Annotated in this window: 17 protein-coding genes, 2 tRNA genes and 3 rRNA genes; 2 read left to right on the forward strand and 20 right to left on the reverse strand. The window is 62.4% G+C overall.

The features are described from left to right. Positions 1 to 127: 127 nt before the first annotated feature. Positions 128 to 1,969 (reverse strand): hybrid sensor histidine kinase/response regulator, encoded by a 1,842-nt coding sequence (locus tag ACGHC0_RS22240; RefSeq protein ID WP_415266799.1) that lies wholly within the window; start codon positions 1,967 to 1,969, stop codon positions 128 to 130. Positions 1,970 to 2,032: 63 nt separating this feature from the next. Then, positions 2,033 to 2,473 (reverse strand): YchJ family protein, encoded by a 441-nt coding sequence (locus tag ACGHC0_RS22245; protein ID WP_415266800.1) that lies wholly within the window; start codon positions 2,471 to 2,473, stop codon positions 2,033 to 2,035. Between the two features lie 106 nt (positions 2,474 to 2,579). Between ACGHC0_RS22245 and ACGHC0_RS22250 the strand changes: the two genes are divergently transcribed. Further along, positions 2,580 to 3,083 (forward strand): DUF421 domain-containing protein, encoded by a 504-nt coding sequence (locus tag ACGHC0_RS22250; RefSeq protein WP_368353004.1) that lies wholly within the window; start codon positions 2,580 to 2,582, stop codon positions 3,081 to 3,083. A gap of 40 nt (positions 3,084 to 3,123) precedes the next feature. Here ACGHC0_RS22250 and ACGHC0_RS22255 read toward each other — a convergent pair whose 3' ends face one another. From ACGHC0_RS22255 to ACGHC0_RS22320, 14 genes are all read right to left on the reverse strand, one after another. Then, a complete protein-coding gene (locus ACGHC0_RS22255; RefSeq protein ID WP_368353005.1) occupies positions 3,124 to 4,254 on the reverse strand; it encodes an acyl-CoA dehydrogenase family protein in 1,131 nt (376 codons plus the stop codon). 60 nt (positions 4,255 to 4,314) lie between these two features. Next, entirely contained in the window at positions 4,315 to 5,478 is a 1,164-nt protein-coding gene (locus ACGHC0_RS22260) for an acyltransferase family protein (protein WP_415266801.1), read from the reverse strand. Then, on the reverse strand, positions 5,450 to 6,148 hold the full coding sequence (locus tag ACGHC0_RS22265) for an SDR family oxidoreductase (RefSeq protein ID WP_415266802.1): 699 nt from the start codon (positions 6,146 to 6,148) through the stop codon (positions 5,450 to 5,452). The genes ACGHC0_RS22260 and ACGHC0_RS22265 overlap by 29 nt, the downstream gene beginning before the upstream one ends. Beyond that, positions 6,145 to 7,329: an acetyl-CoA C-acyltransferase gene (locus ACGHC0_RS22270; protein WP_415266803.1), complete on the reverse strand. Its 1,185-nt coding sequence runs from the start codon at positions 7,327 to 7,329 to the stop codon at positions 6,145 to 6,147. Before ACGHC0_RS22270 ends, ACGHC0_RS22265 begins: the two co-directional genes overlap by 4 nt. An 85-nt stretch (positions 7,330 to 7,414) precedes the next feature. After that, complete coding sequence (gene aceK / locus ACGHC0_RS22275; protein ID WP_415266804.1) at positions 7,415 to 9,223, reverse strand: bifunctional isocitrate dehydrogenase kinase/phosphatase; 1,809 nt, start codon at positions 9,221 to 9,223, stop codon at positions 7,415 to 7,417. 43 nt (positions 9,224 to 9,266) lie between these two features. After that, positions 9,267 to 9,929 carry a carbonate dehydratase gene (gene can / locus ACGHC0_RS22280; RefSeq protein WP_368353010.1) on the reverse strand — a complete coding sequence of 221 codons (663 nt, stop codon included), beginning with the start codon at positions 9,927 to 9,929 and terminating at the stop codon, positions 9,267 to 9,269. A 30-nt stretch (positions 9,930 to 9,959) separates the two neighbouring features. Next, a complete protein-coding gene (locus tag ACGHC0_RS22285; RefSeq protein ID WP_368353011.1) occupies positions 9,960 to 11,147 on the reverse strand; it encodes an isovaleryl-CoA dehydrogenase in 1,188 nt (395 codons plus the stop codon). 100 nt (positions 11,148 to 11,247) lie between these two features. Next, a complete protein-coding gene (locus ACGHC0_RS22290; RefSeq protein WP_368353012.1) occupies positions 11,248 to 11,661 on the reverse strand; it encodes a MerR family transcriptional regulator in 414 nt (137 codons plus the stop codon). A gap of 304 nt (positions 11,662 to 11,965) precedes the next feature. Beyond that, positions 11,966 to 12,078: ribosomal RNA gene (gene rrf, locus ACGHC0_RS22295) — 5S ribosomal RNA — on the reverse strand. A gap of 114 nt (positions 12,079 to 12,192) precedes the next feature. After that, positions 12,193 to 15,070, reverse strand: a 23S ribosomal RNA gene (locus ACGHC0_RS22300). Between the two features lie 361 nt (positions 15,071 to 15,431). Then, positions 15,432 to 15,507: transfer RNA gene (locus ACGHC0_RS22305), tRNA-Ala, on the reverse strand. A 31-nt stretch (positions 15,508 to 15,538) separates the two neighbouring features. Beyond that, a tRNA-Ile gene (locus tag ACGHC0_RS22310) sits at positions 15,539 to 15,615 on the reverse strand. A 71-nt stretch (positions 15,616 to 15,686) separates the two neighbouring features. Further along, positions 15,687 to 17,215 (reverse strand): 16S ribosomal RNA (locus ACGHC0_RS22315). Together the 16S, 23S and 5S rRNA genes with 2 tRNA genes alongside form the textbook arrangement of a ribosomal RNA operon. A 317-nt stretch (positions 17,216 to 17,532) precedes the next feature. Further along, positions 17,533 to 17,700: a hypothetical protein gene (locus ACGHC0_RS22320; RefSeq protein WP_415266805.1), complete on the reverse strand. Its 168-nt coding sequence runs from the start codon at positions 17,698 to 17,700 to the stop codon at positions 17,533 to 17,535. Between the two features lie 71 nt (positions 17,701 to 17,771). On the opposite strand from ACGHC0_RS22320, the gene ACGHC0_RS22325 reads away from it, so the two are divergent. Continuing rightward, positions 17,772 to 19,661: an ATP-binding cassette domain-containing protein gene (locus ACGHC0_RS22325; protein ID WP_415266806.1), complete on the forward strand. Its 1,890-nt coding sequence runs from the start codon at positions 17,772 to 17,774 to the stop codon at positions 19,659 to 19,661. 51 nt (positions 19,662 to 19,712) lie between these two features. On the opposite strand, the gene ACGHC0_RS22330 is transcribed toward ACGHC0_RS22325, so the two are convergent. From ACGHC0_RS22330 to ACGHC0_RS22345, 4 genes are all read right to left on the reverse strand, one after another. After that, positions 19,713 to 20,813: a protein-glutamate methylesterase/protein-glutamine glutaminase gene (locus tag ACGHC0_RS22330; RefSeq protein WP_368353015.1), complete on the reverse strand. Its 1,101-nt coding sequence runs from the start codon at positions 20,811 to 20,813 to the stop codon at positions 19,713 to 19,715. 19 nt (positions 20,814 to 20,832) lie between these two features. After that, positions 20,833 to 21,594: a chemoreceptor glutamine deamidase CheD gene (cheD, locus tag ACGHC0_RS22335; RefSeq protein ID WP_368353016.1), complete on the reverse strand. Its 762-nt coding sequence runs from the start codon at positions 21,592 to 21,594 to the stop codon at positions 20,833 to 20,835. Between the two features lie 26 nt (positions 21,595 to 21,620). Then, complete coding sequence (locus ACGHC0_RS22340) at positions 21,621 to 22,508, reverse strand: CheR family methyltransferase (protein ID WP_368353017.1); 888 nt, start codon at positions 22,506 to 22,508, stop codon at positions 21,621 to 21,623. A gap of 111 nt (positions 22,509 to 22,619) precedes the next feature. Further along, on the reverse strand, positions 22,620 to 23,120 hold the full coding sequence (locus ACGHC0_RS22345) for a chemotaxis protein CheW (RefSeq protein ID WP_368353018.1): 501 nt from the start codon (positions 23,118 to 23,120) through the stop codon (positions 22,620 to 22,622). Positions 23,121 to 23,153: the final 33 nt, after the last annotated feature.

Genomic DNA, 23,153 nt, shown 5'->3' on the forward strand with positions numbered 1-23,153 from the left:
CCGCTTCCGTACCCCACCGGAGGGGGGTTTTTGTTACCCGGCAGCACATCCGGAGGCGCGGCATCGCATCGCTGTCAGGTATCGCCCGGACGGAGTGCGCGGCTCGAACCCTCCGGAGCCGGCGGCTTCAGGATTTCCCGTCCAGCCAGCGCGCCAGCACGGAATGCAGCGCCTCCGGTGCGATCGGCTTGCGGAAGACGAGGTAGCCGTCCTCCTCGGCCTGCGCCAGCGGGGCAGCGTCATATTCGCCGCTGACCAGCGCCCCGCGCGCGGAGGGAAACCGTTCGAGCAGCGCGCGCAGCACGTCGAACCCGCTCTCTCCTCCGCCCAGGCGCTGGTCGCACAGCACCACATCCGGCGCCCTGCCGGACGCCGCGTGCTCCAGGGCCTGCGCTCCCGTCGCCGCCATCGCGACATGCAGCCCCCAGGACCGGAGCAGCTCCGCCACGGCATGGGCCACCTGCGGATCGTCCTCCACCACCAGGCAACTGCCCGACAGCGAACCCAGGCGCTGCTGCCACGGTGGAAGCGGCACCACCGCCGATCCCGCCGGGGAGTTCGCGCTCCGTGGACCGGCTTCCACCGCCTCCACCACCAGCCAGAAGCACGAGCCGCGTCCCGGCCGGGATTCGAAGCCGTACTCCGCATCGATCAACCGCGCCGACCGGGCCACCACCGACAGCCCCAGCCCATGGCCCGCGACTTCCTGCGTCCAGCGGGCCTCGCCCCGGTAGAAAGGCGCATAGATGCGGTGCCGGTCTTCCGGCGGCACGCCCGGTCCGGTGTCCCAGACCTCGATGCGCCAGACCCCGCGCCGCATCCGCGCGCCGATCAGAACGCCGCCGGCCCGCGTGTAGCGCAGCGCGTTCTGCACCAGGTTGAAAACCATCTGCCGCAGCAGCGCCGCATCGGCACGCACGACAGCCGGCCGGTTCCGCGGCAGGTGGACCTCCAGCCGCAGGCCGCGATGGCGCGCATCCGGACCGAACACCGTGGACACGTCGTGCAGCACCTCCGCGAGAGAGACATCCTCCTGGACGACGGCATAGGCCCCGGACTCCAGCCGGGACAGATCCAGCAGCGCATTGAAAAGGAAAGTCAGCGAGCGGGCGCAGTCCTGGATCCCCTCCAGCACCGGCACCAGCCCCGCATCGGCATTGCGCTGCTGCGCCGACTCCACCAGCAGCCCCATCGCATGCAGCGGCTGCCGCAGGTCATGGCTGGCCGTGGAAAGAAAGCGGTTCTTCTCCTCCAGGGCGCGCTCGGCCTGCTCCTTCGCGGCGCGATAGCGCTCCGCCATGCGGAGCCTCTGCCGCTCCATCTCCACCTGCTGCACCGCAAATTTTCGGGAGCCCCAGGCATGCCGCGAAATCACCGAGCCATAGAGGATCATCAGAGGCAGCATCGCCTGCCACCGCGTCGGGAAGTACCAGGCCACGGCCAGCAATGCCGGCGCATAGGCGCATGCGAAGAACGGCACAAACACCCTCGGAGAGGGTGCCAGGAACGTGGTTCCGGAAGCGATCACCGCGCAGATCACCAGATAGACGACCAGCCGGAACTCCTGCGTCGCGGAGTGCATCGTCAGGAAGATGGGCACGGCCCACATCAGTCCGTTCAATGCGGCCAACGCCTGGAATACCTTTTCCCAACGCGGCACGAGATCACTGTCCGGCAGGTGGGCGTCGCGCCGGAAACGCCACTGCAAACCCCACATCAGGCATGCGAAGACAGCGAAAACGGCCCACCAGGCCAATACCCGATGGGGATCTAGCCCGCTGCGTGCGTACAGCCACGTCAGCACGCCAGGAATGACCACGCCTGCAACTTCGGACACGCCGCGCGACGCGAACGAGTCCAGCAAGCGGCGGCGCACCGCCAGATCGAGCCCGGCACCGGATGCCTCGGCATCGTCGCCGCCCGCATCGCTCCACGCATCGGGATACAGGCTGTCAGGAGCAACGGACATCGTATGGCAATGAGTGGATGAAGGAGCGCGATGAAGGCCAACCCTGGGTGGAGCAGACCGGCATCAGCCGCGCGGAAACTCGCCATCCACGTAGAACCAGCGCCCGTCCTCGCGCACGAAGCGGCTCCGCTCGTGCAGGCGGTGGGCCCGGCCGCCCGCATCGCGCTGGCGCGCCACGAACTCCACCTCGGCCCGGTCCTCGCCCAGCGGCCGGTGCGTCCTCACCTCCAGGCCGAGCCAGCGCACGCCCGGCTCGAACGCCAACGATGGTGGCCGGTGTTCCGCGGCCCAGGTGGCGCGCAGGTAGTCCGCATTGCCCAGCACGAAGGCGGTGTAGCGCGACCGCATCAGGCTTTCGGCATCGGGTGCGGGGCAGGCGTCCCAATGATCGATGTACCTTCCGCAGCAATCCGCATAGGGCAGCGGCGCGCGCCGGCCGGAAAGCCGCCCGCAAGGGCACTCGGAAAGGGAGGAAGGGAAACGGGACACGGCGACCACCGGCATGGGAACGGGACCGCATTCTTGCAGATGCCTGCCAATGCGCTACCAATGGCACACTCGCTGCCGGCGCGGCACGCATGCCGGGCCCTTCTTTTCCTGGAGATCGACGATGTGGGCTCTGAGCGTGCCATGGTGGGAATTCATCCTGCGCGGCGTGGTGGTGTATGCGTTCCTGCTGATGTTCCTGCGGCTCACGGGCAAGCGCCAGACGGGTCAGTTCGCGCCGTTCGACCTCGTGCTGCTGCTCATCCTGTCGAATGCGGTGCAGAACTCCATGAATGCGGGCGACAACTCGCTGATCGGCGGGCTCATCTCGGCATCCACCCTCATCTGCTGCCACGTGGTGCTGGCGCGGGCCACCTTCCGCTTCCCGCGGCTCGCCCACCTGGTGGACGGCCGCCCCCAGACCCTGGTGGACAATGGCCGCGTGGACCGGCTCCTCATGCGTCGGGAACTGCTGTCCGCGGAAGACCTCGCAGCCGCACTGCGCGCCGGCGGCTGCCTGCACCTGCACGAAGTGGAGCGCGCGACCATCGAGACCAACGGCCAGATCACCGTGGTGCTGCGCGAACGCAGCAGCGCCGGCGGCGGAGGCATCACGGACCGCGCGTGAGCAGCGCACCGCCATACATCGCGGCCTGCGCATTCCGCGCTCAGGCCAGCGCGCGGGTGATGAGGATCTTCTGCACGTCGCTGGTGCCCTCGTAGATCTGGCACACCCGCACATCGCGATAGATGCGCTCCACGGGAAAGTCATTCACCACCCCGTAGCCGCCCAGCGTCTGTATGGCTGCACTGCACACGCGCTCGGCCATCTCGCTCGCGAACAGCTTGGCCATGGCGGCTTCCTTCAGGCAGGGACGCCCCGCATCCCGCAGGGCCGCCGCATGCCAGATCAGCTGGCGAGCGGCTTCAAGCTGCGTGGCGCAATCGGCCAGCCGGAATCCCACGGCCTGGTGCTGGAAGATTGGCTGGCCGAAACTCTCGCGCTCCTTCGCATACTGCACGGCCACGTCGAAGGCGCTGCGCGCCATGCCCACGCTCTGCGCGGCGATGCCGATGCGTCCCCCTTCCAGGGCGCCCAGCGCGATCTTGTAGCCCTCGCCCTCGGCGCCGATCCGGTTCTCCACCGGAATGCGGCATCCCTCGAACACGATCTGGGCCGTATCGCTGCTGTGCTGGCCCAGCTTGTCCTCCAGCCGCGCCACGACGTAGCCGGGGGTGTCGGTGGGCACGAGGAATGCGCTCATGCCGCGCTTGCCGGCGGCACGGTCGGTCACCGCGATCACGATCGCCACCTGCCCGTTCCTGCCGCTCGTGATGAACTGCTTCACGCCGTCAATGGCGTATTCGTCGCCATGCCGCACCGCCGTGGTACGCAGCGCCGAGGCATCCGAGCCGACGTGGGGCTCCGTCAGGCAGAAAGCCCCCAGCATCTCGCCGCGCGCCAGGGGTTCGAGCCACCGGCGCTTCTGCGCCTCGCTGCCATAACGCATCAGGATCGCATTGACCGGGCAGTTGGTCACGCTGATCGCCGTGCTCGTGCCGCCGTCGCCTGCCGCGATTTCCTCCAGCACCAGGGCCAGCGACAGGTAATCCAGCCCTGCGCCGCCATGCTCCTCCGGCACGCAGATGCCATAGGCCCCCAGGGCCGCGAGGCCCCGGTGCGCATCGCGGGGAAACAGGTGCTCCTTGTCCCAGCGGGCCGCATGCGGCCACAACTCCGTCTGCGCGAACTCGCGCACCGCGTCACGGATCATCTCCTGGTCCTGCGTCAACAGCATATTCTTGTCTCCATGTCGTTAGAAAGAAAAACGGTGCCAGCGGGTGGCAGCACCCGGTCTTCACTGCGCCGCAGAGTGGATGTCCGGGCGCCGTGCACCGCGCAACCAGTCCACCAGACGGCGTCCTTGCCGTATGCAGGGCTTTTCCACGCAGTGCCATGAAAAAGCGGCCATGGCGAAAGTCAGCGCCAGCGAAAGCGCGAGGCAGACAGGCAAGCCCCACCCTCGGTGCAGGCATATCTCCGTGATCGCCTGCTGGATCGGGAAGGCATAGATATAGACGCCATAGGAGAAATCCTCGCGCGGGAAACCGTTCCATTGCCAGCGGCGCACTCCAGCGTGGGCCAGCCAGAAAGTGCCGGCCGCCACCGCCGCCCAGACCCCGATCTGTACCTTCCCCGCTCCGGTAGCGACGGACGCGATCCATGCGCCGCAGGCGGCTGCGCACCACATCCACGGATGGGTGCGTAGCCGGTACGCCGCGCAGGAGCAGCCCAGCAGGAACAGCACACCGAGCGCGGACACCTCGGACGCACCGAACAACTCGGACAGCCAGGCAGGCACCACAGTACCCGCGTCCATGCGGCGGGCCAGGAACCACCATGCCGCCATCCCCAGCGCCGCCACCGGAAAGATCCAGCGCCGCCGCAGCCCTCCCGCCACGCCAGCCGCCGACAGCAACACGTACATCAGCAGCTCATAGCGAATCGACCACAGCGAGCCGTTCACGGCCCGGGCGAAAGGATTGGACTCGAACACGCCCGGCAGCACCTGCACCGTCGCGATCCCCGCCGCATTGTTGAAGAAATTGAGCCACGTGCCTGGGTGTGTCCAGTATTCCGTGGTCGGCAATCGCGTCATGGCCCAACCCACCACGCACACGGAAAACGCGCTCGCGACGACCAATCCAGGAAAGATGCGTGCCACGCGCTTCACCCAGAAAGCGCCCAGCGCGGGCTCGCGTTCCCAGCTTTGGAAAACCAGGTATCCGCTGATGAAGAAGAAGCAATAGACGGCCAGCGAACCCAGGGTGTGCCCAGGGAACGGAACCGGCAGCGTCAAGCGGTAGAGAAATTCGCCGTGCGACAGCAGCACCGCGACGGCAGCCGCCAGCCGGAGCAGGTTGAAACGATTGTCCCCATGGGACACCGGCGCGCTCACGCGGCCACCTCCGCCATCCTGGCAGGGCCGGCATTCACCATTGCGCCGCCCTTCTTCCATCATGGTGCAGCAGCCGCCCACGGTCACCCGAAGTGACGCTTTCCAGAACGGTACGCATGCGCCCGACGCTCTCCGCCACCTCCAGCATGCCCCCCGCCCCACCCATGTCCGTACGCACCCAGCCCGGGTCCAGCGTGACGAGCGTCGCGTGGGGATAGTCGTGCTGCGCGGCTGCCACCGCCATGTTCAGCGCGGCCTTGCTCGTGCGGTACAGCCACGACCCGCTGTTCGGCACGCTGCCGATCAGCGACATCGAGGAAGAGAGGAACGCGAACACGCCACGGGCGTCCTCCACCAGGGGCGCCACCTGGGGCAGCGCCTGCATCGCGCCGAGCACGTTGGTATGCATCACCGCATCGAAATCCTCCTGCGTCGGCGGCGTGAGCGCTCCAGGGCGGCGGATCACGCCGGCCACGTACAGCGCCAGGCCGATCTTCTCGCCATCGAGCTGCCAGGCGAGGCCGCTCACGCTGGCCGGCCGGGCCACATCCACCGTCAGCACCTCGGCGCCCAGCGCGCCCACGCGTGCGCGTCCGGCCTCATCGCGCACCGTCGCGATCACGCGCCGCCCCGCCTCGCGGTACTGGCGCACGAACTCCAGGCCGATGCCCCGCGACGCCCCGATCACCAGCACGGGATGGCTGGAGCGATCCTCCGGCACGGATGCGCTCACACCAGTTCGATCGCCATGGCCGTGCCTTCGCCACCGCCGATGCACAGCGTGGCCAGCCCGCGCCGCTTGCCACGCGCCTTCAGCGCATGGATCAGGGTCACGATGATGCGGGCGCCGCTCGCTCCGATCGGGTGCCCCAGCGCGCAGGCTCCGCCGTTCACGTTCACGATGTCGTGGGCCACGTCCAGCTCCTTCATCAGCGCCATGGGCACCACCGCAAAGGCTTCGTTCACCTCCCAGAGGTCCACGTCCTGCACGTTCCAGCCGGCCTTGGCCAGCGCCTTCTGCGTGGCACCCACGGGCGCGGTGGTGAACCAATTGGGCTCCTGCGCATGCATGGCATGGCCCGCGATGCGTGCGATCGGCACGGCGCCGAGACGGCGGGCCGTGGACTCGCGCACCATCACCAGCGCCGCGGCGCCGTCGTTGATGCTCGAACTCGATGCCGCCGTGATGGTCCCGTCCTTCTTGAACGCCGGCTTGAGCGCAGGAATCTTGTCCAGCCGCACCTTGCCCGGTCCTTCGTCCACCGACACCACCGTCTCTGCGGCACGTGTCTTCACGGTCACCGGTGCGATCTCGGCGGCAAACGCCCCGGACTCGGTCGCCGCCTTCGCGCGCTGCACGCTCGCCACGGCGAATGCATCCTGCTGCTCGCGCGTGAATCCATACTTCGCCGCGCAATCCTCGCCGAACGTCCCCATCGAGCGCCCGGGCTCGTAGGCATCCTCCAGCCCGTCGAGCATCATGTGGTCGAAGATGCGGTCATGGCCCAGCCGGTAGCCGCCGCGACCCTTCTGCAGCAGATAGGGCGCATTCGTCATGCTCTCCATCCCGCCGGCCACGATCACTTCGTGCGTCCCCGCGAGGAGCATGTCGTGGGCGAACATCGCGGCCTTCATCCCCGAACCGCACATCTTGCTCAGCGTGACGGCTCCGGCGCTCTTGGGCAGCCCTCCCTTGAACCCGGCCTGGCGGGCGGGCGCCTGCCCTTGCCCCGCCATCAGGCAATTGCCGAACAGCACTTCGCCGACGCTCTCCGGCGCAATGCCCGCGCGCTCCACGGCCGCACGGATCGCCACGCCGCCCAGATCATGGGCGGCCAGGCCCGAGAAATCGCCCTGGAAGGCCCCCATGGGCGTGCGTGCGGCACCGATGATGACGATGGGATCTTGCTGCATTCGGAGTCTCCTGTGAAAGTGCTGGATACGGATCAGGGAAGAACGGCGCGGCAGGCGAACCCGGCCGCGCCGCGCGGCATGGGATTCAGGCCGGCGAGCCGGTGTCGGCGCCGAAGCGCCGCTCGGGGTCGTAGGGAAATACGTCGTACATGTGTCCGGCCTGGATGCGCTCCTTGTGCGACTGCCAGAAGACCGGATCGAGCAGGTCCGCATGGTGGCGCATGAACACTTCCCGCACGGCATCGTTGCCCAGCAGGAAAGGTCCGAAGGTTTCGGGAAACACGTCGCGCGGCCCCACGGCCCACCAGACCTCGCCCGAAAGCTCGTCCTCTTCGTTGCGCGGCGCCGGCACCTTCCGGAAATGACAGTCGGTGAGGTACTCGATCTCGTCGTAGTCGTAGAAAACGACCTTGCCGTTGCGGGTGACGCCGAAGTTCTTCCACAGCATGTCGCCGGGAAAGATGTTGGCCGCCACGAGGTCCTTGATCGCATTGCCGTACTCGACCACGCTGCGCTCCATCTGCTGCCGCGCGCGCACGTCGTCCGGGCCGGCATCGAACGCCTCCTGCAGATAGATGTTCAGCGGAATCATGCGCCGCTCGATGTACACGTGCTTGAGGATCACCTCGACATTGCCGTCCCCGTCGCGGTCGCTGATCTCCAGCTGGCTGGGCGCGAACTTCTCGATCTCGGCGATCAGATCGTCCTCGAAGCGCTCGCGCGGGAAAGCCACCTCGCTGTATTCCAGCGTGTCCGCCATGCGGCCCACCCGGTCGTGCTGTTTCACCAGCAGGTACTTGCCCTTGATCTGCTCCCGTGTGGTGTCCTTCTGCGGAGGGTAGTAGTCCTTGATGACCTTGAAGACGAAGGGAAACGAAGGCAGGTCGAACACCAGCATCACCATGCCCTTGATCCCCGGAGCGATGCGGAAGCGATCGCTCGAGTAGCGCAGGTGGTGCAGGAAGTCCCGGTAGAAAAGCGTCTTGCCCTGCTTGGCCAGCCCCAGCGCGTTGTAGAGTTCCGCCCGCGGCTTGCGTGGCATCAGGCTGCGCAGGAACTGCACATACGCGCTCGGGATCTCCATGTCCACCATGAAATAGGCCCGGGCGAAGCTGAACAGCATCTGCAGATCGTCCTCGCCGAACAGCGCCGCGTCGATCACGTAGCGGCCACCGGCGCCGTGCAGGATCGGCAGCGCGAACGCGAGCTCCTGGAACCCGTTGATCACCTTGCCTACCAGGTACGCGCCCTTGTTGCGGTAGAACAGGCTGGACAGCACCTGGATCTGGAAATTCGCACGCCACTTCGCCGGCCCGAGCCGAGGGCGCATCACGTCCGCCACGCGCGCTGCGTCGCGCGCCAGATCCTCGAACTCGCCCTGCAGCTGGAAGTTGTCCACGACGCGCACCAGCGTCTCATGCAACGTCTCCGGCGAAGGGTAGTAGGCCCGGTAGGTCGGCCGCGACCCGGGCTCGTCGTTCTCGAGGTACTCCGTGCTGATGGCCGGCCGCACGAAAATGAAGTCGTTGTGGAAGTGCGTGCGGTGCAGGATCTTGGTCGTGACCGAATTGAAGAACGTCTCGGCCAGCTCGGGCTGCCGGTGCCCCACCAGCAGGCCGATGTAGTGCAGCTTCACCTGGTGCCACACGTCCATCGGCTGCGCACCTGCGGAAAACTCCTTCTCGAGCCTGCGCACGCACTCCTTCACGCGCAGGTCGTAGAACTCGATGCGCTCGCGCTGCGCGCGCTGCTGGCTCGACCAGTCGGACGTCTCGAAGCGGTGCTTCGCGCGCGCCGACTCGGCACGGAACAGCCGGTAATGGCGATTGAAGCCGTCCATCATCGCCTGCGCGATGCCGTATGCGGCAGGAGAATCGAGACGCCGTGGAAACATGGCTGCTGGCTCCATCGACACGTTGCCGGAAAGTGGTGGCGACCTATCCCCGCAGGCGGTTGGCCACGCCCTGAATCGCCGCCTTGTACACGGAATCCAGTCCCTGGATGCCCGACACCGTCATGTGGAGGTTGTTGATCAGCCCATCCTTGAGGCCGTAGCACCAGCCATGCAGCGTCACCTTCTGCCCGCGGCCCCAGGCGTCGGCCATCACCGTCGTCTGCGCCACGTTCACCACCTGCTCGATGGCATTGAGCTCGCACAGCACGTCGAGCTGCAGATCTGCCGGCGTGGCGGCGATCAGCTCCTTGTGGCGGTCCCGGACATCCTTCACATGGCGGATCCAGTTGTCGGCCAGCCCCACGCGAACGCCCTCCAGCGCGGCGCGAACGCCACCGCAGCCATAGTGGCCCACGACCATCAGGTGCTCCACCTGCAACTGGTCCACTGCATACTGGATGGTCGAGAGACAGTTCAGATCGGTGGGCACGACCACATTCGCGACGTTCCGGTGCACGAACACCTCGCCCGGCTCCAGCCCCGTGATCTGGTTGGCGGGAACCCGGCTGTCCGAGCAGCCCACCCACATGTACCGCGGCTTCTGCTGCGCCATCAGCTCCGTGAAAAAGCCAGGACGCTCCCGTTCCATCTGTGCGGCCCATGCGCGGTTGTGGACGAACAATTCATCGATGCTGGGAGCGGTCATCAGGCTTCTTTCTGGAGCGTTGTACAAAAGTCAGGCGGTCTCGGCAAACAGTTCCCGGCCGATCAGCATGCGGCGGATCTCGCTGGTGCCGGCGCCGATCTCGTAGAGTTTCGCATCCCGCCAGAGGCGGCCGAGCGGATACTCGTTGATGTATCCGTTGCCGCCGAAGATCTGGATGCCCTCTCCGGCCATCCAAGTCGCCTTCTCCGCGCACCACAGAATGACCGAGGCGCAGTCCTTGCGCACCTGCCGGACGTGCTCCGTGCCGAGCATGTCCAGATTCTTCGCCACGGTGTATGCGAAGGAGCGCCCCGCCTGGAGCACCGTGTACATGTCCGCCACCTTGCCCTGGATGAGCTGGAACTCGCCGATGCTCTGGCCGAATTGCCTGCGGTCGTGGATATAGGGCACCACGTTGTCCATCACGGACTGCATGATGCCCAGCGGCCCTCCCGTAAGCACTGCGCGCTCGTAGTCCAGCCCGCTCATGAGCACCTTCGCCCCGCCGTTCACCTGGCCGAGCACCTGCGAGGCTGGCACCTCCACATTCTCGAACACCAGCTCCCCGGTGTGGCTGCCTCGCATGCCCAGCTTGTCGAGCTTCTGCGCAATGCTGAAGCCCTTCATGCCCTTCTCGATCAGGAAGGCGGTGACGCCGCGCGCCCCCAGTTCCGGCTCGGTCTTGGCATAGACCACCAGCGTATCGGCGTCCGGGCCGTTCGTGATCCACATCTTGCTGCCGTTGAGCAGGTAGTAGCCGCCCCTGTCTTCGGCCCGGAGCTTCATGCTGATGACATCCGAACCCGCGCCGGGCTCGCTCATGGCCAGGGCTCCGACATGCTCGCCGGACACCAGCTTCGGCAGGTACTTGCGCTTTTGCTCCTCCGAGCCGTTGCGGTGGATCTGGTTCACGCACAGATTGCTGTGCGCACCATAGGACAGCCCCACCGACGCGCTGGCGCGGGAAATCTCCTCCATCGCCACCATGTGGGCAAGATAGCCCATCTGCGCCCCACCATAGGCTTCGGAGACCGTGATGCCCAGCACTCCCAGCTCGCCCATCTTGCGCCAGAGATCCATCGGAAACTGATCGTCCCGGTCGATCTCTCCGGCGCGGGGCGCGATCTCGGCCTGTGCGAACTCCCGCACTGCATCGCGCAGCGCGTCGATGTCTTCACCCAATTGAAAGTTCAGTCCGGGCAACGAGGAAATGCTCATAGGGTTGTCTCCTTGAAGGGATGGGCAAAGGCTGCCTTCGGCACGCCTCCAACCGAGGCATGCTGCACAGCAGACACAATGACGTTTACGTAAACGTCAATTATGAGGCATTCCGGCCTTTGCCGGATTTCTCCACCTTGGAGAGCAACGATCGTGCTTCCCTTTCGTGTTCCCGGATCTCGTCGAGGTTCGCCTGCAGATCCGCCATCTGCTCCTCCAACTGCTGTCGATGGCTCGCCAGCACGTCCAGGAACTTCCGCAGCTGTACGCCGGTGTCCCTGGGGCTGTCATACAGGTCGATGATGGATTTGGCCTCCGCCAGCGAAAGACCCAGACGCTTCGCACGCAGCGTCAATCGCAGGCGCGTGCGGTCCCTGGCAGAGTAGATCCGGGTGCGCCCTCCCGGCCCGGAGCGCTCGGGCTGCAACAGCCCCATGTCTTCGTAGAAGCGCATCGCACGCGTCGTGAGGTCGAACTCTTTGGCGAGATCGCTGATGGTGTAGGTGACGGCCATGACAGGGACAGCAGAGATGTGGGAGCAGCAGGAAGCGCGCATCGCATTGACGCGCACGTCAATCCTACCGTAGCCCACACCGGCGCAAGTTGCGGATGTACCCGCTCATGATGCACATGCTCCAGGCCCGGCACAAAGACCGCAGGGGAAATCACGAAGGGAGAACTGCCGGGCCACCCGAAACGGGTGCCACGTCGTTGCGACGTGCAGCGGCTGCCACGCAGGTAAAAACGAGGTGGTTTGAATGCAAAAAGCAAAACGCCCTCAGATCTGAGTGGATCTGAGGGCGGTTTGGGCTGTAGGAGCCTGACGATGACCTACTTTCACACGGGAACCCGCACTATCATCGGCGCAAAGTCGTTTCACTGTCCTGTTCGGGATGGGAAGGAGTGGGACCAACTTGCTATGGTCATCAGGCATAAAGGGTTGCTGTCGTGCCTTTGTGGCATGACGGCGAATTCATAGAGTGAATCAGTTTGTGTTTGATTGCGTCACTTGGCATAACAACCTTGACGGTGTTGTCAAAGTTATAGGGTCAAGCCGCACGAGCAATTAGTACTGGTTAGCTTAAGCGCTTGCACGCCTTCCACACCCAGCCTATCAACGTCCTGGTCTTGAACGACTCTTCAGGGGGCTCAAGGCCCCGGCAGATCTCATCTTGAAACGAGTTTCCCGCTTAGATGCTTTCAGCGGTTATCTCTTCCACACTTAGCTACTCGGCAATGCCACTGGCGTGACAACCGATACACCAGAGGTGTGTCCACTCCGGTCCTCTCGTACTAGGAGCAGGCTTCCTCAAATCTGCAGCGCCCACGGAAGATAGGGACCAAACTGTCTCACGACGTTTTAAACCCAGCTCACGTACCTCTTTAAATGGCGAACAGCCATACCCTTGGGACCGGCTACAGCCCCAGGATGAGATGAGCCGACATCGAGGTGCCAAACACCGCCGTCGATATGAACTCTTGGGCGGTATCAGCCTGTTATCCCCAGAGTACCTTTTATCCGTTGAGCGATGGCCCTTCCATACAGAACCACCGGATCACTATGTCCTGCTTTCGCATCTGCTCGACTTGTCAGTCTCGCAGTTAAGCACGCTTATGCCATTGCACTATTAGCACGATGTCCGACCGTACCTAGCGTACCTTCGAACTCCTCCGTTACGCTTTGGGAGGAGACCGCCCCAGTCAAACTGCCTACCATGCACTGTCCCCGATCCCGATAAGGGACCTAGGTTAGAACCTCAAACGCACCAGGGTGGTATTTCAACGTTGGCTCCATGAGAACTAGCGTCCTCACTTCAAAGCCTCCCACCTATCCTACACAGATCCGTTCAAAGTCCAATACAAAGCTACAGTAAAGGTTCATGGGGTCTTTCCGTCTTTCCGCGGGGAGATTGCATCATCACAAACATTTCAACTTCGCTGAGTCTCAGGAGGAGACAGTGTGGCCATCGTTACGCCATTCGTGCAGGTCGGAACTTACCCGACAAGGAATTTCGCTACCTTAGGACCGTTATAGTTACGGCCGCCGTTTACTGGGACTTCAATCAAGAGCTTGCACCCCATCATTTAATCTTCCAGCACCGGGCAGGCGTCACACCCTATACGTCCACTTTCGTGTTTGCAGAGTGCTGTGTTTTTATTAAACAGTCGCAGCCACCGATTTTTTGCAACCGCTTTGGGCTCCCTTTGTACAAGTTCACCTACTTGCGGCATACCTTCTCCCGAAGTTACGGTATCAATTTGCCGAGTTCCTTCTCCTGAGTTCTCTCAAGCGCCTTAGAATACTCATCTCGCGCACCAGTGTCGGTTTGCGGTACGGTCGTGTGTAGCTGAAGCTTAGTGGCTTTTCCTGGAAGCAGGGTATCACTCACTTCGTCTGCAAGCAGACTCGTTATCACCCCTCATCTAAGCCCGGCGGATTTGCCTACCGGGCACGACTACAGGCTTGAACCAACATATCCAACAGTTGGCTGAGCTAACCTTCTCCGTCCCCACATCGCACTACACATCGGTACAGGAATATTGACCTGTTTCCCATCAACTACGCATCTCTGCCTCGCCTTAGGGGCCGACTCACTCTACGCCGATGAACGTTGCGTAGAAAACCTTGCGCTTACGGCGAGGGGGCTTTTCACCCCCTTTAACGCTACTCATGTCAGCATTCGCACTTCTGATACCTCCAGCATCCGTTACCAGACACCTTCACAGGCTTACAGAACGCTCTCCTACCACGCACAGTAAACTGTGCATCCGCAGCTTCGGTAACTGGCTTAGCCCCGTTACATCTTCCGCGCAGGACGACTCGATCAGTGAGCTATTACGCTTTCTTTAAATGATGGCTGCTTCTAAGCCAACATCCTGACTGTTTTAGCCTTCCCACTTCGTTTCCCACTTAGCCAATTTTAGGGACCTTAGCTGGCGGTCTGGGTTGTTTCCCTCTTGAGTCCGGACGTTAGCACCCGGTGCTCTGTCTCCCAAGCTCTACTCTTCGGTATTCGGAGTTTGCCTTGGTTTGGTAAGTCGCCATGACCCCCTAGCCAAAACAGTGCTCTACCCCCGAAGGTAATACTTGAGGCACTACCTAAATAGTTTTCGGAGAGAACCAGCTATTTCCAAGTTTGTTTAGCCTTTCACCCCTATCCACAGCTCATCCGCTAGTTTTGCAACACTAGTCGGTTCGGACCTCCAGTACCTGTTACGGCACCTTCATCCTGGCCATGGATAGATCACTTGGTTTCGGGTCTACACCCAGCGACTGGACGCCCTATTCGGACTCGATTTCTCTACGGCTTCCCTATTCGGTTAACCTTGCCACTGAATGTAAGTCGCTGACCCATTATACAAAAGGTACGCCGTCACCCTTGCGGGCTCCGACTTTTTGTAAGCATGCGGTTTCAGGATCTATTTCACTCCCCTCCCGGGGTTCTTTTCGCCTTTCCCTCACGGTACTTGTTCACTATCGGTCGATGATGAGTATTTAGCCTTGGAGGATGGTCCCCCCATATTCAGACAGGGTTTCTCGTGCCCCGCCCTACTTTTCTCTAGCTCAGTACCACACGTCTGCTTTCACATACAGGGCTATCACCTACTATGGCCGGACTTTCCATTCCGTTTTGTTAACAGTCGTGCTATCACTAGAAGGCTCCTCCGATTTCGCTCGCCACTACTTTCGGAATCTCGGTTGATGTCTTTTCCTCGAGCTACTGAGATGTTTCAGTTCACCCGGTTCGCCTCGCATGACTATGTATTCATCATGCGATACCTCTTGCGAGGTGGGTTTCCCCATTCAGAAATCTCCGGATCAAAGCTTATTTGCCAGCTCCCCGAAGCTTATCGCAGGCTATCACGTCTTTCGTCGCCTATCATCGCCAAGGCATCCACCACATGCTCTTAGTCACTTGACCCTATAACTTTGACATCTCTTGCGAGACATCTCCGCTTTCTTTCAAGGACTTGCGAGGTCTTTCACCTCGCGCGTTATGCCGTAATGTGAATTCTTCTTCGGTATTGCTACCTAGAGAACAATTCGTCATTACTGAATTTCAACAAGCTTTCGCTCAATTGAACATTCGTTTTGACGCAATCAAATTTTTGTCACCGGCGGCACGGTGCAGTTTCCTGCTTTCCGCCGGCAACGCTGATTCGACTCTATGAATTTTTAAAGAACAGCCGATTGACCCGGTCTATACCGGACCAACAACAAAGAGGCCTCTCGCGAAGCCGCTTTGGTGTTAGTTTCTTCACCCTACCGCAGGGCGTATTGGTTGGTGGAGGATGACGGGATCGAACCGACGACCCCCTGCTTGCAAAGCAGGTGCTCTCCCAGCTGAGCTAATCCCCCACTGATCCTCGCATCTTATGTTCGGAAGATTTGGTGGGTCTAGTTGGGCTCGAACCAACGACCCCCGCCTTATCAAGACGGTGCTCTAACCAGCTGAGCTACAGACCCATGTCGGTTAGCACCGACTTCTTCCAACAACCGATAAGTGTGGGCGTTCAATATTGAATGCTGTTTTCCAGAAAGGAGGTGATCCAGCCGCACCTTCCGATACGGCTACCTTGTTACGACTTCACCCCAGTCACGAACCCTGCCGTGGTAAGCGCCCTCCTTACGGTTAGGCTACCTACTTCTGGCAGAACCCGCTCCCATGGTGTGACGGGCGGTGTGTACAAGACCCGGGAACGTATTCACCGCGACATTCTGATCCGCGATTACTAGCGATTCCGACTTCACGCAGTCGAGTTGCAGACTGCGATCCGGACTACGACTGGCTTTATGGGATTAGCTCCCCCTCGCGGGTTGGCAACCCTCTGTACCAGCCATTGTATGACGTGTGTAGCCCCACCTATAAGGGCCATGAGGACTTGACGTCATCCCCACCTTCCTCCGGTTTGTCACCGGCAGTCCCATTAGAGTGCCCTTTCGTAGCAACTAATGGCAAGGGTTGCGCTCGTTGCGGGACTTAACCCAACATCTCACGACACGAGCTGACGACAGCCATGCAGCACCTGTGTTACGGTTCTCTTTCGAGCACTCCTCTATCTCTAAAGGATTCCGTACATGTCAAAGGTGGGTAAGGTTTTTCGCGTTGCATCGAATTAAACCACATCATCCACCGCTTGTGCGGGTCCCCGTCAATTCCTTTGAGTTTCAACCTTGCGGCCGTACTCCCCAGGCGGTCAACTTCACGCGTTAGCTTCGTTACTGAGTCAGTGAAGACCCAACAACCAGTTGACATCGTTTAGGGCGTGGACTACCAGGGTATCTAATCCTGTTTGCTCCCCACGCTTTCGTGCATGAGCGTCAGTACAGGCCCAGGGGATTGCCTTCGCCATCGGTGTTCCTCCGCATATCTACGCATTTCACTGCTACACGCGGAATTCCATCCCCCTCTGCCGTACTCCAGCGATGCAGTCACAAATGCAGTTCCCAGGTTGAGCCCGGGGATTTCACATCTGTCTTACATCACCGCCTGCGCACGCTTTACGCCCAGTAATTCCGATTAACGCTTGCACCCTACGTATTACCGCGGCTGCTGGCACGTAGTTAGCCGGTGCTTATTCTTACGGTACCGTCATGACCTCCCTTTATTAGAAGAAGGCTTTTCGTTCCGTACAAAAGCAGTTTACAACCCGAAGGCCTTCATCCTGCACGCGGCATGGCTGGATCAGGCTTGCGCCCATTGTCCAAAATTCCCCACTGCTGCCTCCCGTAGGAGTCTGGGCCGTGTCTCAGTCCCAGTGTGGCTGGTCGTCCTCTCAGACCAGCTACAGATCGTAGGCTTGGTAAGCCTTTACCCCACCAACTACCTAATCTGCCATCGGCCGCTCCGTTCGCGCAAGGCCTTGCGGTCCCCTGCTTTCATCCATAGATCTTATGCGGTATTAGCAAAGCTTTCGCCTCGTTATCCCCCACGATCGGGCACGTTCCGATGTATTACTCACCCGTTCGCCACTCGTCAGCATCCGAAGACCTGTTACCGTTCGACTTGCATGTGTAAGGCATGCCGCCAGCGTTCAATCTGAGCCAGGATCAAACTCTACAGTTCGATCTTGAAATTTAAAGTCTTTCGACTTCACTCATAAAAACGGAATTGAAGTGAACTTCACTTCTATTCTCATGAGCGTTTGTAGTGCTAAGCACTAGTTCCGAAGAACTTGGCACTCGCCATCAAACGCCCACGCTTATCGGCTGTATATTTTTAAGGAACCAGAAGATCAGATTTCTCTTTTCTTCTTGACTCGCTGCAATCAGCGGAGCCTCGAATTCTAACAGGTTTTTAAAGTCCTGTCAAACTTTGTGGTTATTCGTCTTTCAACTTCCAACCACCCGCCAACCTCAACCACCGCAATCTCTTGCAGCACCTCAGATCAGCGAAGCCTTGAATTCTACACCAGTTTTTTCTACCAGCGCAACTCTCAGCAAAACTTTTCTTCTACCGCCCTCGCCACCTGCTTCCACCACAACCCCATCAGGAATCGCAGCAATCTCAGTAGCGAAGCCCGCTAGTATAGCAACAATTTCGCGTCGCACGTGCATTTTTGCAAACCCACCCAATCAAAGGGGCACGGCGTCTCCCTGGTTAGGCATTCCACTATCTATCTATGGCTCTCATCTCCCTTCTAGACGCCCAGTTGGCCTTCGGGCATACCGCCCTGCTGGACCATGCCGATTTTTCCCTGGAGGCAGGCGAGCGCGTGGGACTGATCGGCCGCAACGGCGCTGGCAAGTCGTCCCTGCTCAAGATTCTGGGGGGGCTGGCACATACGGATGATGGTGCCCTGCACGTTCAGCAGGGCCTGCGGATCGCCTATGTGGCGCAGGAGCCGCTGCTGGACGCGGGGCATACGGTGTTCGAGTCCACGGCAGCGGGACTGGCTCACGTGGTCGCACTGCGGCAGCGCTACGAGAATGCCACCGGAGCCGATCTCGATACGCTGCAGACGGAGATCGAAGCCGTGGACGGCTGGAATTGGGAGCGCAGGGTTGAGGAAACGATGCAGCGGCTGCACCTGGATCCACAGGCCCGCGTGGGAGACCTGTCCGGCGGCCTTAAAAAGCGGGTCGCCCTCGCGCAGGCGCTGGTGGCCCGGCCGGACGTACTGCTCCTCGACGAGCCGACCAACCACCTCGATGTGGATTCCATCGAATGGCTGGAGGAGTTGCTGCTGGCGTTTCCAGGCAGCGTGGTCACGATCACGCACGACCGCGCGTTCCTGGACCGCATTTCCACCCGGATCGTCGAACTCGACCGGGGGCGCCTGCTGTCTTTCCCGGGCAACTTCGGGCAGTACGTGCAACAGAAAGCCGAGCAACTGGCACAGGAAGCGGTGATCGCCGCCAAGGCCGACAAGCTGCTGGCCCAGGAAGAGGTATGGATACGCAAGGGAGTGGAGGCGCGCCGCACCCGCAGCCAGAGCCGCATCAGCCGGCTGGAAGCCCTGCGGGCCAACCGCGCAGCGCGCCGGGACGCGCTGGGAAGTGTCCGGATGGACATCGCGTCCGGATCCGCGTCGGGCTACCAGGGAAAGATCGTGGCAGAGCTGGCCCACGTGACCAAGGCGTTCGGGGACAAAGCCATCGTGCAGGACTTTTCCGCCACGATCCTCCGTGGGGACAAGGTGGGGCTGGTCGGGCCCAATGGCGCCGGCAAGACGACACTGCTGAAGCTGATCCTGGGCGAGCTGGCGCCGGACAGCGGCAGTGTCCGCCGGGGCGCGCATCTGGAAGTCGCGTATTTCGACCAGATGCGCCACGCGCTGGATCTCGATGCGACCCTGGAAGATTTCATCAGCCCGGGCAGCGAATGGATCGAGATCGGGAAGCAGCGCAAGCACGTCAAGAGCTATCTGTCGGACTTCCTCTTCTCGCCTGCGCGGGCCCAGTCTCCCGTGAGGTCCCTGTCCGGCGGGGAGCGCAACCGCCTGCTGCTGGCGCGCCTTTTCGCACGCCCGGCCAATGTGCTCGTGCTGGACGAACCCACCAACGACCTGGACATCGATACGCTGGATCTGCTGGAAGAACTGCTCCAGTCCTATGACGGCACGGTTTTCCTGGTCAGCCACGACCGGATGTTCCTGGACAACGTCGTCACCAGCACCATTGCCTATGAGGGCGATGCGCGGTGGCGCGAATACGAGGGCGGCGTGCAGGATTGGCTGGAGCAGTCGCGGCGCAGCCGGGCCCTGGCCGGAGCCCCCGCCCGCCCGGCGGCCCAGGAGCCGGTGGACAAGGAAGCACCGGCACCATCCGCCAGGCGCACCGCACCGGCGAAAAAGAAGCTCAGCTACAAGGAGCAGCGGGAACTGGAGTTGCTTCCGGAGCGCATTGCGGCCCTCGAGGCGGAGCAGAACGCGATACGTGCGGAACTGGCGGATGGCAGTCTTTATGTCCGCGACGGCGCGCAGGCCGCGGCGCTGCACACACGGGAAGGGGAAATCGAGGACGAACTGATGGCAGCCCTCGAGCGCTGGACAGAGCTGTCCGAGCAGTGAGGCGCAGGCGGGGGGGCGGCGCTCCTGCGCGCCGCTGCCCGCTGCGATGCCTCAGATGCGGTGGTGCAGGCGGTCCGTCGCGCCGCGCAGGCGGGTGATCAGCGCGGGAGCGATCTGGGTGAGCGGCAGGACCTCGTCGGCGGCACCGTGCGCGATCGCCTCGCGGGGCATGCCGAAGACGATGCAGCTGGCTTCGTCCTGCACGTAGTTATAGCTGCCGGCGTCCTTCATTTCGCGCATGGCGGCAGCACCGTCGTTACCCATGCCGGTAAGCATGACGCCGAACGCATTCTTGCCGACCACGGCAGCTGCGGACTTGAAGAGCACCTCCACCGAGGGCTTGTGGCGGTTCACCGGGGGGCCGTCGTCCACCACGGCCACGTAGTTGGCGCCGCTGCGGGCGACATGGAACTGCTTGCCGCCCGGAGCGATGTAGGCATGGCCCGGCAGGATCCGCTCACCGTTCACCGCCTCCTTGACAGTGATCTGGCAAAGACCATTGAGCCGGGCAGCGAAACTCGTCGTGAAGCCGGGCGGCATGTGTTGCGTGATGACGATGGCGGGGGAATCCGCCGGCATCTGCACGAGCACTTCACGGATGGCTTCCGTCCCGCCAGTGGACGCGCCGATACAGATGAGCTTTTCGGTGGAGAGGCGGCCCAGCAGCGTGGCGGCCGGCGCGGGAGGCGCCGACGCACCCGTCTGCGCGGATCTGTCGGCCGGGCGCGGCGCGGGCGCCCTGCGCACCTGGGCCACGGCGGCCACGCGGATCTTGTCCACGATCTGCGTCGCGAGTTCGCTGAGGCCGCTGGACAGTCCCACGCGCGGCTTGGCCACGAAATCGACGGCCCCCAGCTCCAGGGCCTTCATGGTGACTTCCGCCCCGCGCTCCGTGAGGGTGGAGATCATCACGACGGGCATGGGGCGCAGACGCATCAGCCGGCCCAGGAAGTCGATGCCGTCCATGCGCGGCATTTCCACGTCCAGCGTGATCACGTCGGGATTCATCTCGCGGATCATTTCCCGGGCGATGAGCGGATCGTTGGCCGTCCCGATGCACTCCATGTCGTGCTGCCGATTGATGATCTCCGACAGCAGACTGCGCACCAGCGCGGAGTCATCCACCACGATCACCCGGATCTTCCTGCTCATTCCCTCTTGTCCTTCTCAATCAAAACAGGTCCACAGACCCGCCGGCCGTGGCCTTGGCCACGGTGGCCGCATTGCCCTTGACGTCCTGCGCGACCAGGGCCTCCGGATGGGCGTGGGCCAGCCGCTTGACCATGGCCTTGCCCGTCACGGGGAAAAATACCACTTTCCGAGGGTAGATATCGAGCACGTCCTCGGAAACGATGGGAATTCGCTCCGTCTGCAGGTAATTCATCACGAAGGTGGTGTTCCGCTCTCCCACGTTCATGGTGGTGAAATTGTGCATGACCTGCCCGCCCCCGAAGACCTTGGCCTGCATGGTTTCCCTGCGCGCGCCCAGCTTCAGCATCTCATTGATGAGCAGTTCCATGGCATAGGACCCATAGCGGCCGGAGACGTCGTTGGAGTCGCCGTCGGGCAGCATGAAGTGGTTCATTCCGCCGACGCGGCTGCGGCTGTCCCAGAGGCAGGCGGCGATGCAGGACCCGAGCACCGTCATGATCACGAGGTTCTCGTCCGACACGAAGTACTCTCCGGGCAGCACCTTGACCGCGTTGTGCTGGAAATGGTGGTCGAAGAAGAAGAAGGATGCCTCGCCAGGACGGCGGGAGCGGGCCTTCAGTTCCTGCAGCGTCGATTGTTTGGCGGGTGCCGCCGGGGCCGAATAGATATCGGCGCTCAGAGGCGCAATGCGGGGAGCCCGGCGGCGGTCAGCCCCGTCGAGTGACGAGGAAGGGGACGAAGCACCAGACGCGGGAAGGGAGCCAGGGCGGTTTGGGGTCATGGAGGGCTTCTTGCGGAATGCGGCCTTTATCGGCGCTCATAGACGGTCTTGCCGCGCAAATTGAACAGGTCACGGGATTCGCTGAAGTTTTCCGCGTGCCCGACGAACAGCATGCCCCCCGGCTTCAGCACGCGGTGGATCTTCTCCAGGACCCTGCGCTGCGTGGGTGCATCGAAATAGATCATCACATTGCGGCAGAAGACCACGTCGAAGGGCTCGCGGAATGGCCAGTCGTCGCGGATCAGGTTGACGCTCATGAATTCGATGGCGCGCCGCAGTTCGGGCTTGACCCGCGCCAGGCCGGCGTTCGGGCCCTTGCCCCGCAGAAAGAATTTCTGGAGCCGTTCGGGGCTCAGCCCCTTCACGCTGTCCAGCCGGTACACGCCCTCGGAAGCAGTGGCCAGCACGCGGGAATCGATATCGCTCGCCGTGAGCTTGAAGGGCGCACTGGCCCCCAGCGATTCGATCGCGGTCATCACGATGGAATATGGCTCCTCCCCCGTGGAGGCAGCATTGCACCAGACGCTCCAGGGCCCGGAGGGGCGGCTGCGCAGCAGTCCCGAAAGGATCTCGAAATGGTGCTGCTCGCGGAAGAATGCAGTGAGGTTGGTCGTCAGTGCGTTGACGAACTCCTGCCATTCCGGCCCGTCGTGGTTTTCCAGCCAGCTCAGGTATTCGTGGAAGCTGGTATGTCCCGTTTCCCTCAGGCGCCGGGACAGCCGGCTGTAGACCATGGCGTGCTTGCCGTCGTGCAGGCTGATGCCTGCGCGCTGGTAGATGAGTGCCTGCACACGGGAGAAATCCGCGTTGGTCCAGACGAATTCCCGCCCCTGGGCCAGGGGTCCCGAGGACGGGGCGGCGCTGGACTCCGGCGTGTCGCGCGGAGGGACGGAAGAAGAAGAGGTCTGGCGCATTGTTGGATTCGTTTCAGTTCCGCATCTCTGGCAACCGGCCGGTGCACCGGCGAACGCCGCTCTTGTTCCGCGTTGGTTGGAAGGGCCTGTCTGCCTCGCCCTCCCGGCAGATCAATCGTGCGTGGATACGAGGCCCATGTCCGGGTTGGACATGAGCTTCTCGATGTCGAGAAGGATGAGCATGCGCTCGCCCACCGAACCGAGGCCCACGATGCAGTTGCTGTCGATGGAGCTTTCGATTTCCGGGGCCAGCCGGATCTGGTCGGACGTGAGCTCCATGACGTCGCTCACGGAATCGACCACGATCCCCACGACCCGGTTGCGCAGGTTCAGGATGATGACCACCGTGAAGCTGTTGTATTCGGCCTTGGAGCAGTCGAACTTGAGCCGCATGTCCACGATGGGCACGATGGTGCCGCGCAGGTTCGTGACGCCCTTGATGAATTCGGGCGCGTTCGCGATGCGCGTAGGCGGCTCGTAGCCCCTGATTTCCTGGACCTTGAGGATGTCGATGCCGTACTCCTCCTGGTCGAGGCGGAACGTCAGGTATTCGCGGGCGCCCCCCACGGAAGCGCCAGCCGCTTCGTTCGTTTTTTCCATCACAGTCGCCATGAGTGGCTCTCCTTCAGTCTGCCCAGCGGCGTA

The organism is Acidovorax sacchari, from assembly GCF_042847045.1.
GTDB classification, from domain to species: Bacteria; Pseudomonadota; Gammaproteobacteria; order Burkholderiales; family Burkholderiaceae_C; genus Paracidovorax; species Paracidovorax sacchari.

Excerpts from the sequence above, each read along its gene's own strand:
- ACGHC0_RS22240 (WP_415266799.1), bottom strand. The coding sequence starts at position 1,969 with ATGTCCGTTGCTCCTGACAGCCTGTATCCCGATGCGTGGAGCGATGCG.
- ACGHC0_RS22245 (WP_415266800.1), bottom strand. The coding sequence starts at position 2,473 with ATGCCGGTGGTCGCCGTGTCCCGTTTCCCTTCCTCCCTTTCCGAGTGC.
- ACGHC0_RS22250 (WP_368353004.1), top strand. The coding sequence starts at position 2,580 with ATGTGGGCTCTGAGCGTGCCATGGTGGGAATTCATCCTGCGCGGCGTG.
- ACGHC0_RS22255 (WP_368353005.1), bottom strand. The coding sequence starts at position 4,254 with ATGCTGTTGACGCAGGACCAGGAGATGATCCGTGACGCGGTGCGCGAG.
- ACGHC0_RS22260 (WP_415266801.1), bottom strand. The coding sequence starts at position 5,478 with ATGATGGAAGAAGGGCGGCGCAATGGTGAATGCCGGCCCTGCCAGGAT.
- ACGHC0_RS22270 (WP_415266803.1), bottom strand. The coding sequence starts at position 7,329 with ATGCAGCAAGATCCCATCGTCATCATCGGTGCCGCACGCACGCCCATG.
- aceK (WP_415266804.1), bottom strand. The coding sequence starts at position 9,223 with ATGTTTCCACGGCGTCTCGATTCTCCTGCCGCATACGGCATCGCGCAG.
- can (WP_368353010.1), bottom strand. The coding sequence starts at position 9,929 with ATGACCGCTCCCAGCATCGATGAATTGTTCGTCCACAACCGCGCATGG.
- ACGHC0_RS22285 (WP_368353011.1), bottom strand. The coding sequence starts at position 11,147 with ATGAGCATTTCCTCGTTGCCCGGACTGAACTTTCAATTGGGTGAAGAC.
- ACGHC0_RS22290 (WP_368353012.1), bottom strand. The coding sequence starts at position 11,661 with ATGGCCGTCACCTACACCATCAGCGATCTCGCCAAAGAGTTCGACCTC.
- ACGHC0_RS22325 (WP_415266806.1), top strand. The coding sequence starts at position 17,772 with ATGGCTCTCATCTCCCTTCTAGACGCCCAGTTGGCCTTCGGGCATACC.
- ACGHC0_RS22330 (WP_368353015.1), bottom strand. The coding sequence starts at position 20,813 with ATGAGCAGGAAGATCCGGGTGATCGTGGTGGATGACTCCGCGCTGGTG.
- cheD (WP_368353016.1), bottom strand. The coding sequence starts at position 21,594 with ATGACCCCAAACCGCCCTGGCTCCCTTCCCGCGTCTGGTGCTTCGTCC.
- ACGHC0_RS22340 (WP_368353017.1), bottom strand. The coding sequence starts at position 22,508 with ATGCGCCAGACCTCTTCTTCTTCCGTCCCTCCGCGCGACACGCCGGAG.
- ACGHC0_RS22345 (WP_368353018.1), bottom strand. The coding sequence starts at position 23,120 with ATGGCGACTGTGATGGAAAAAACGAACGAAGCGGCTGGCGCTTCCGTG.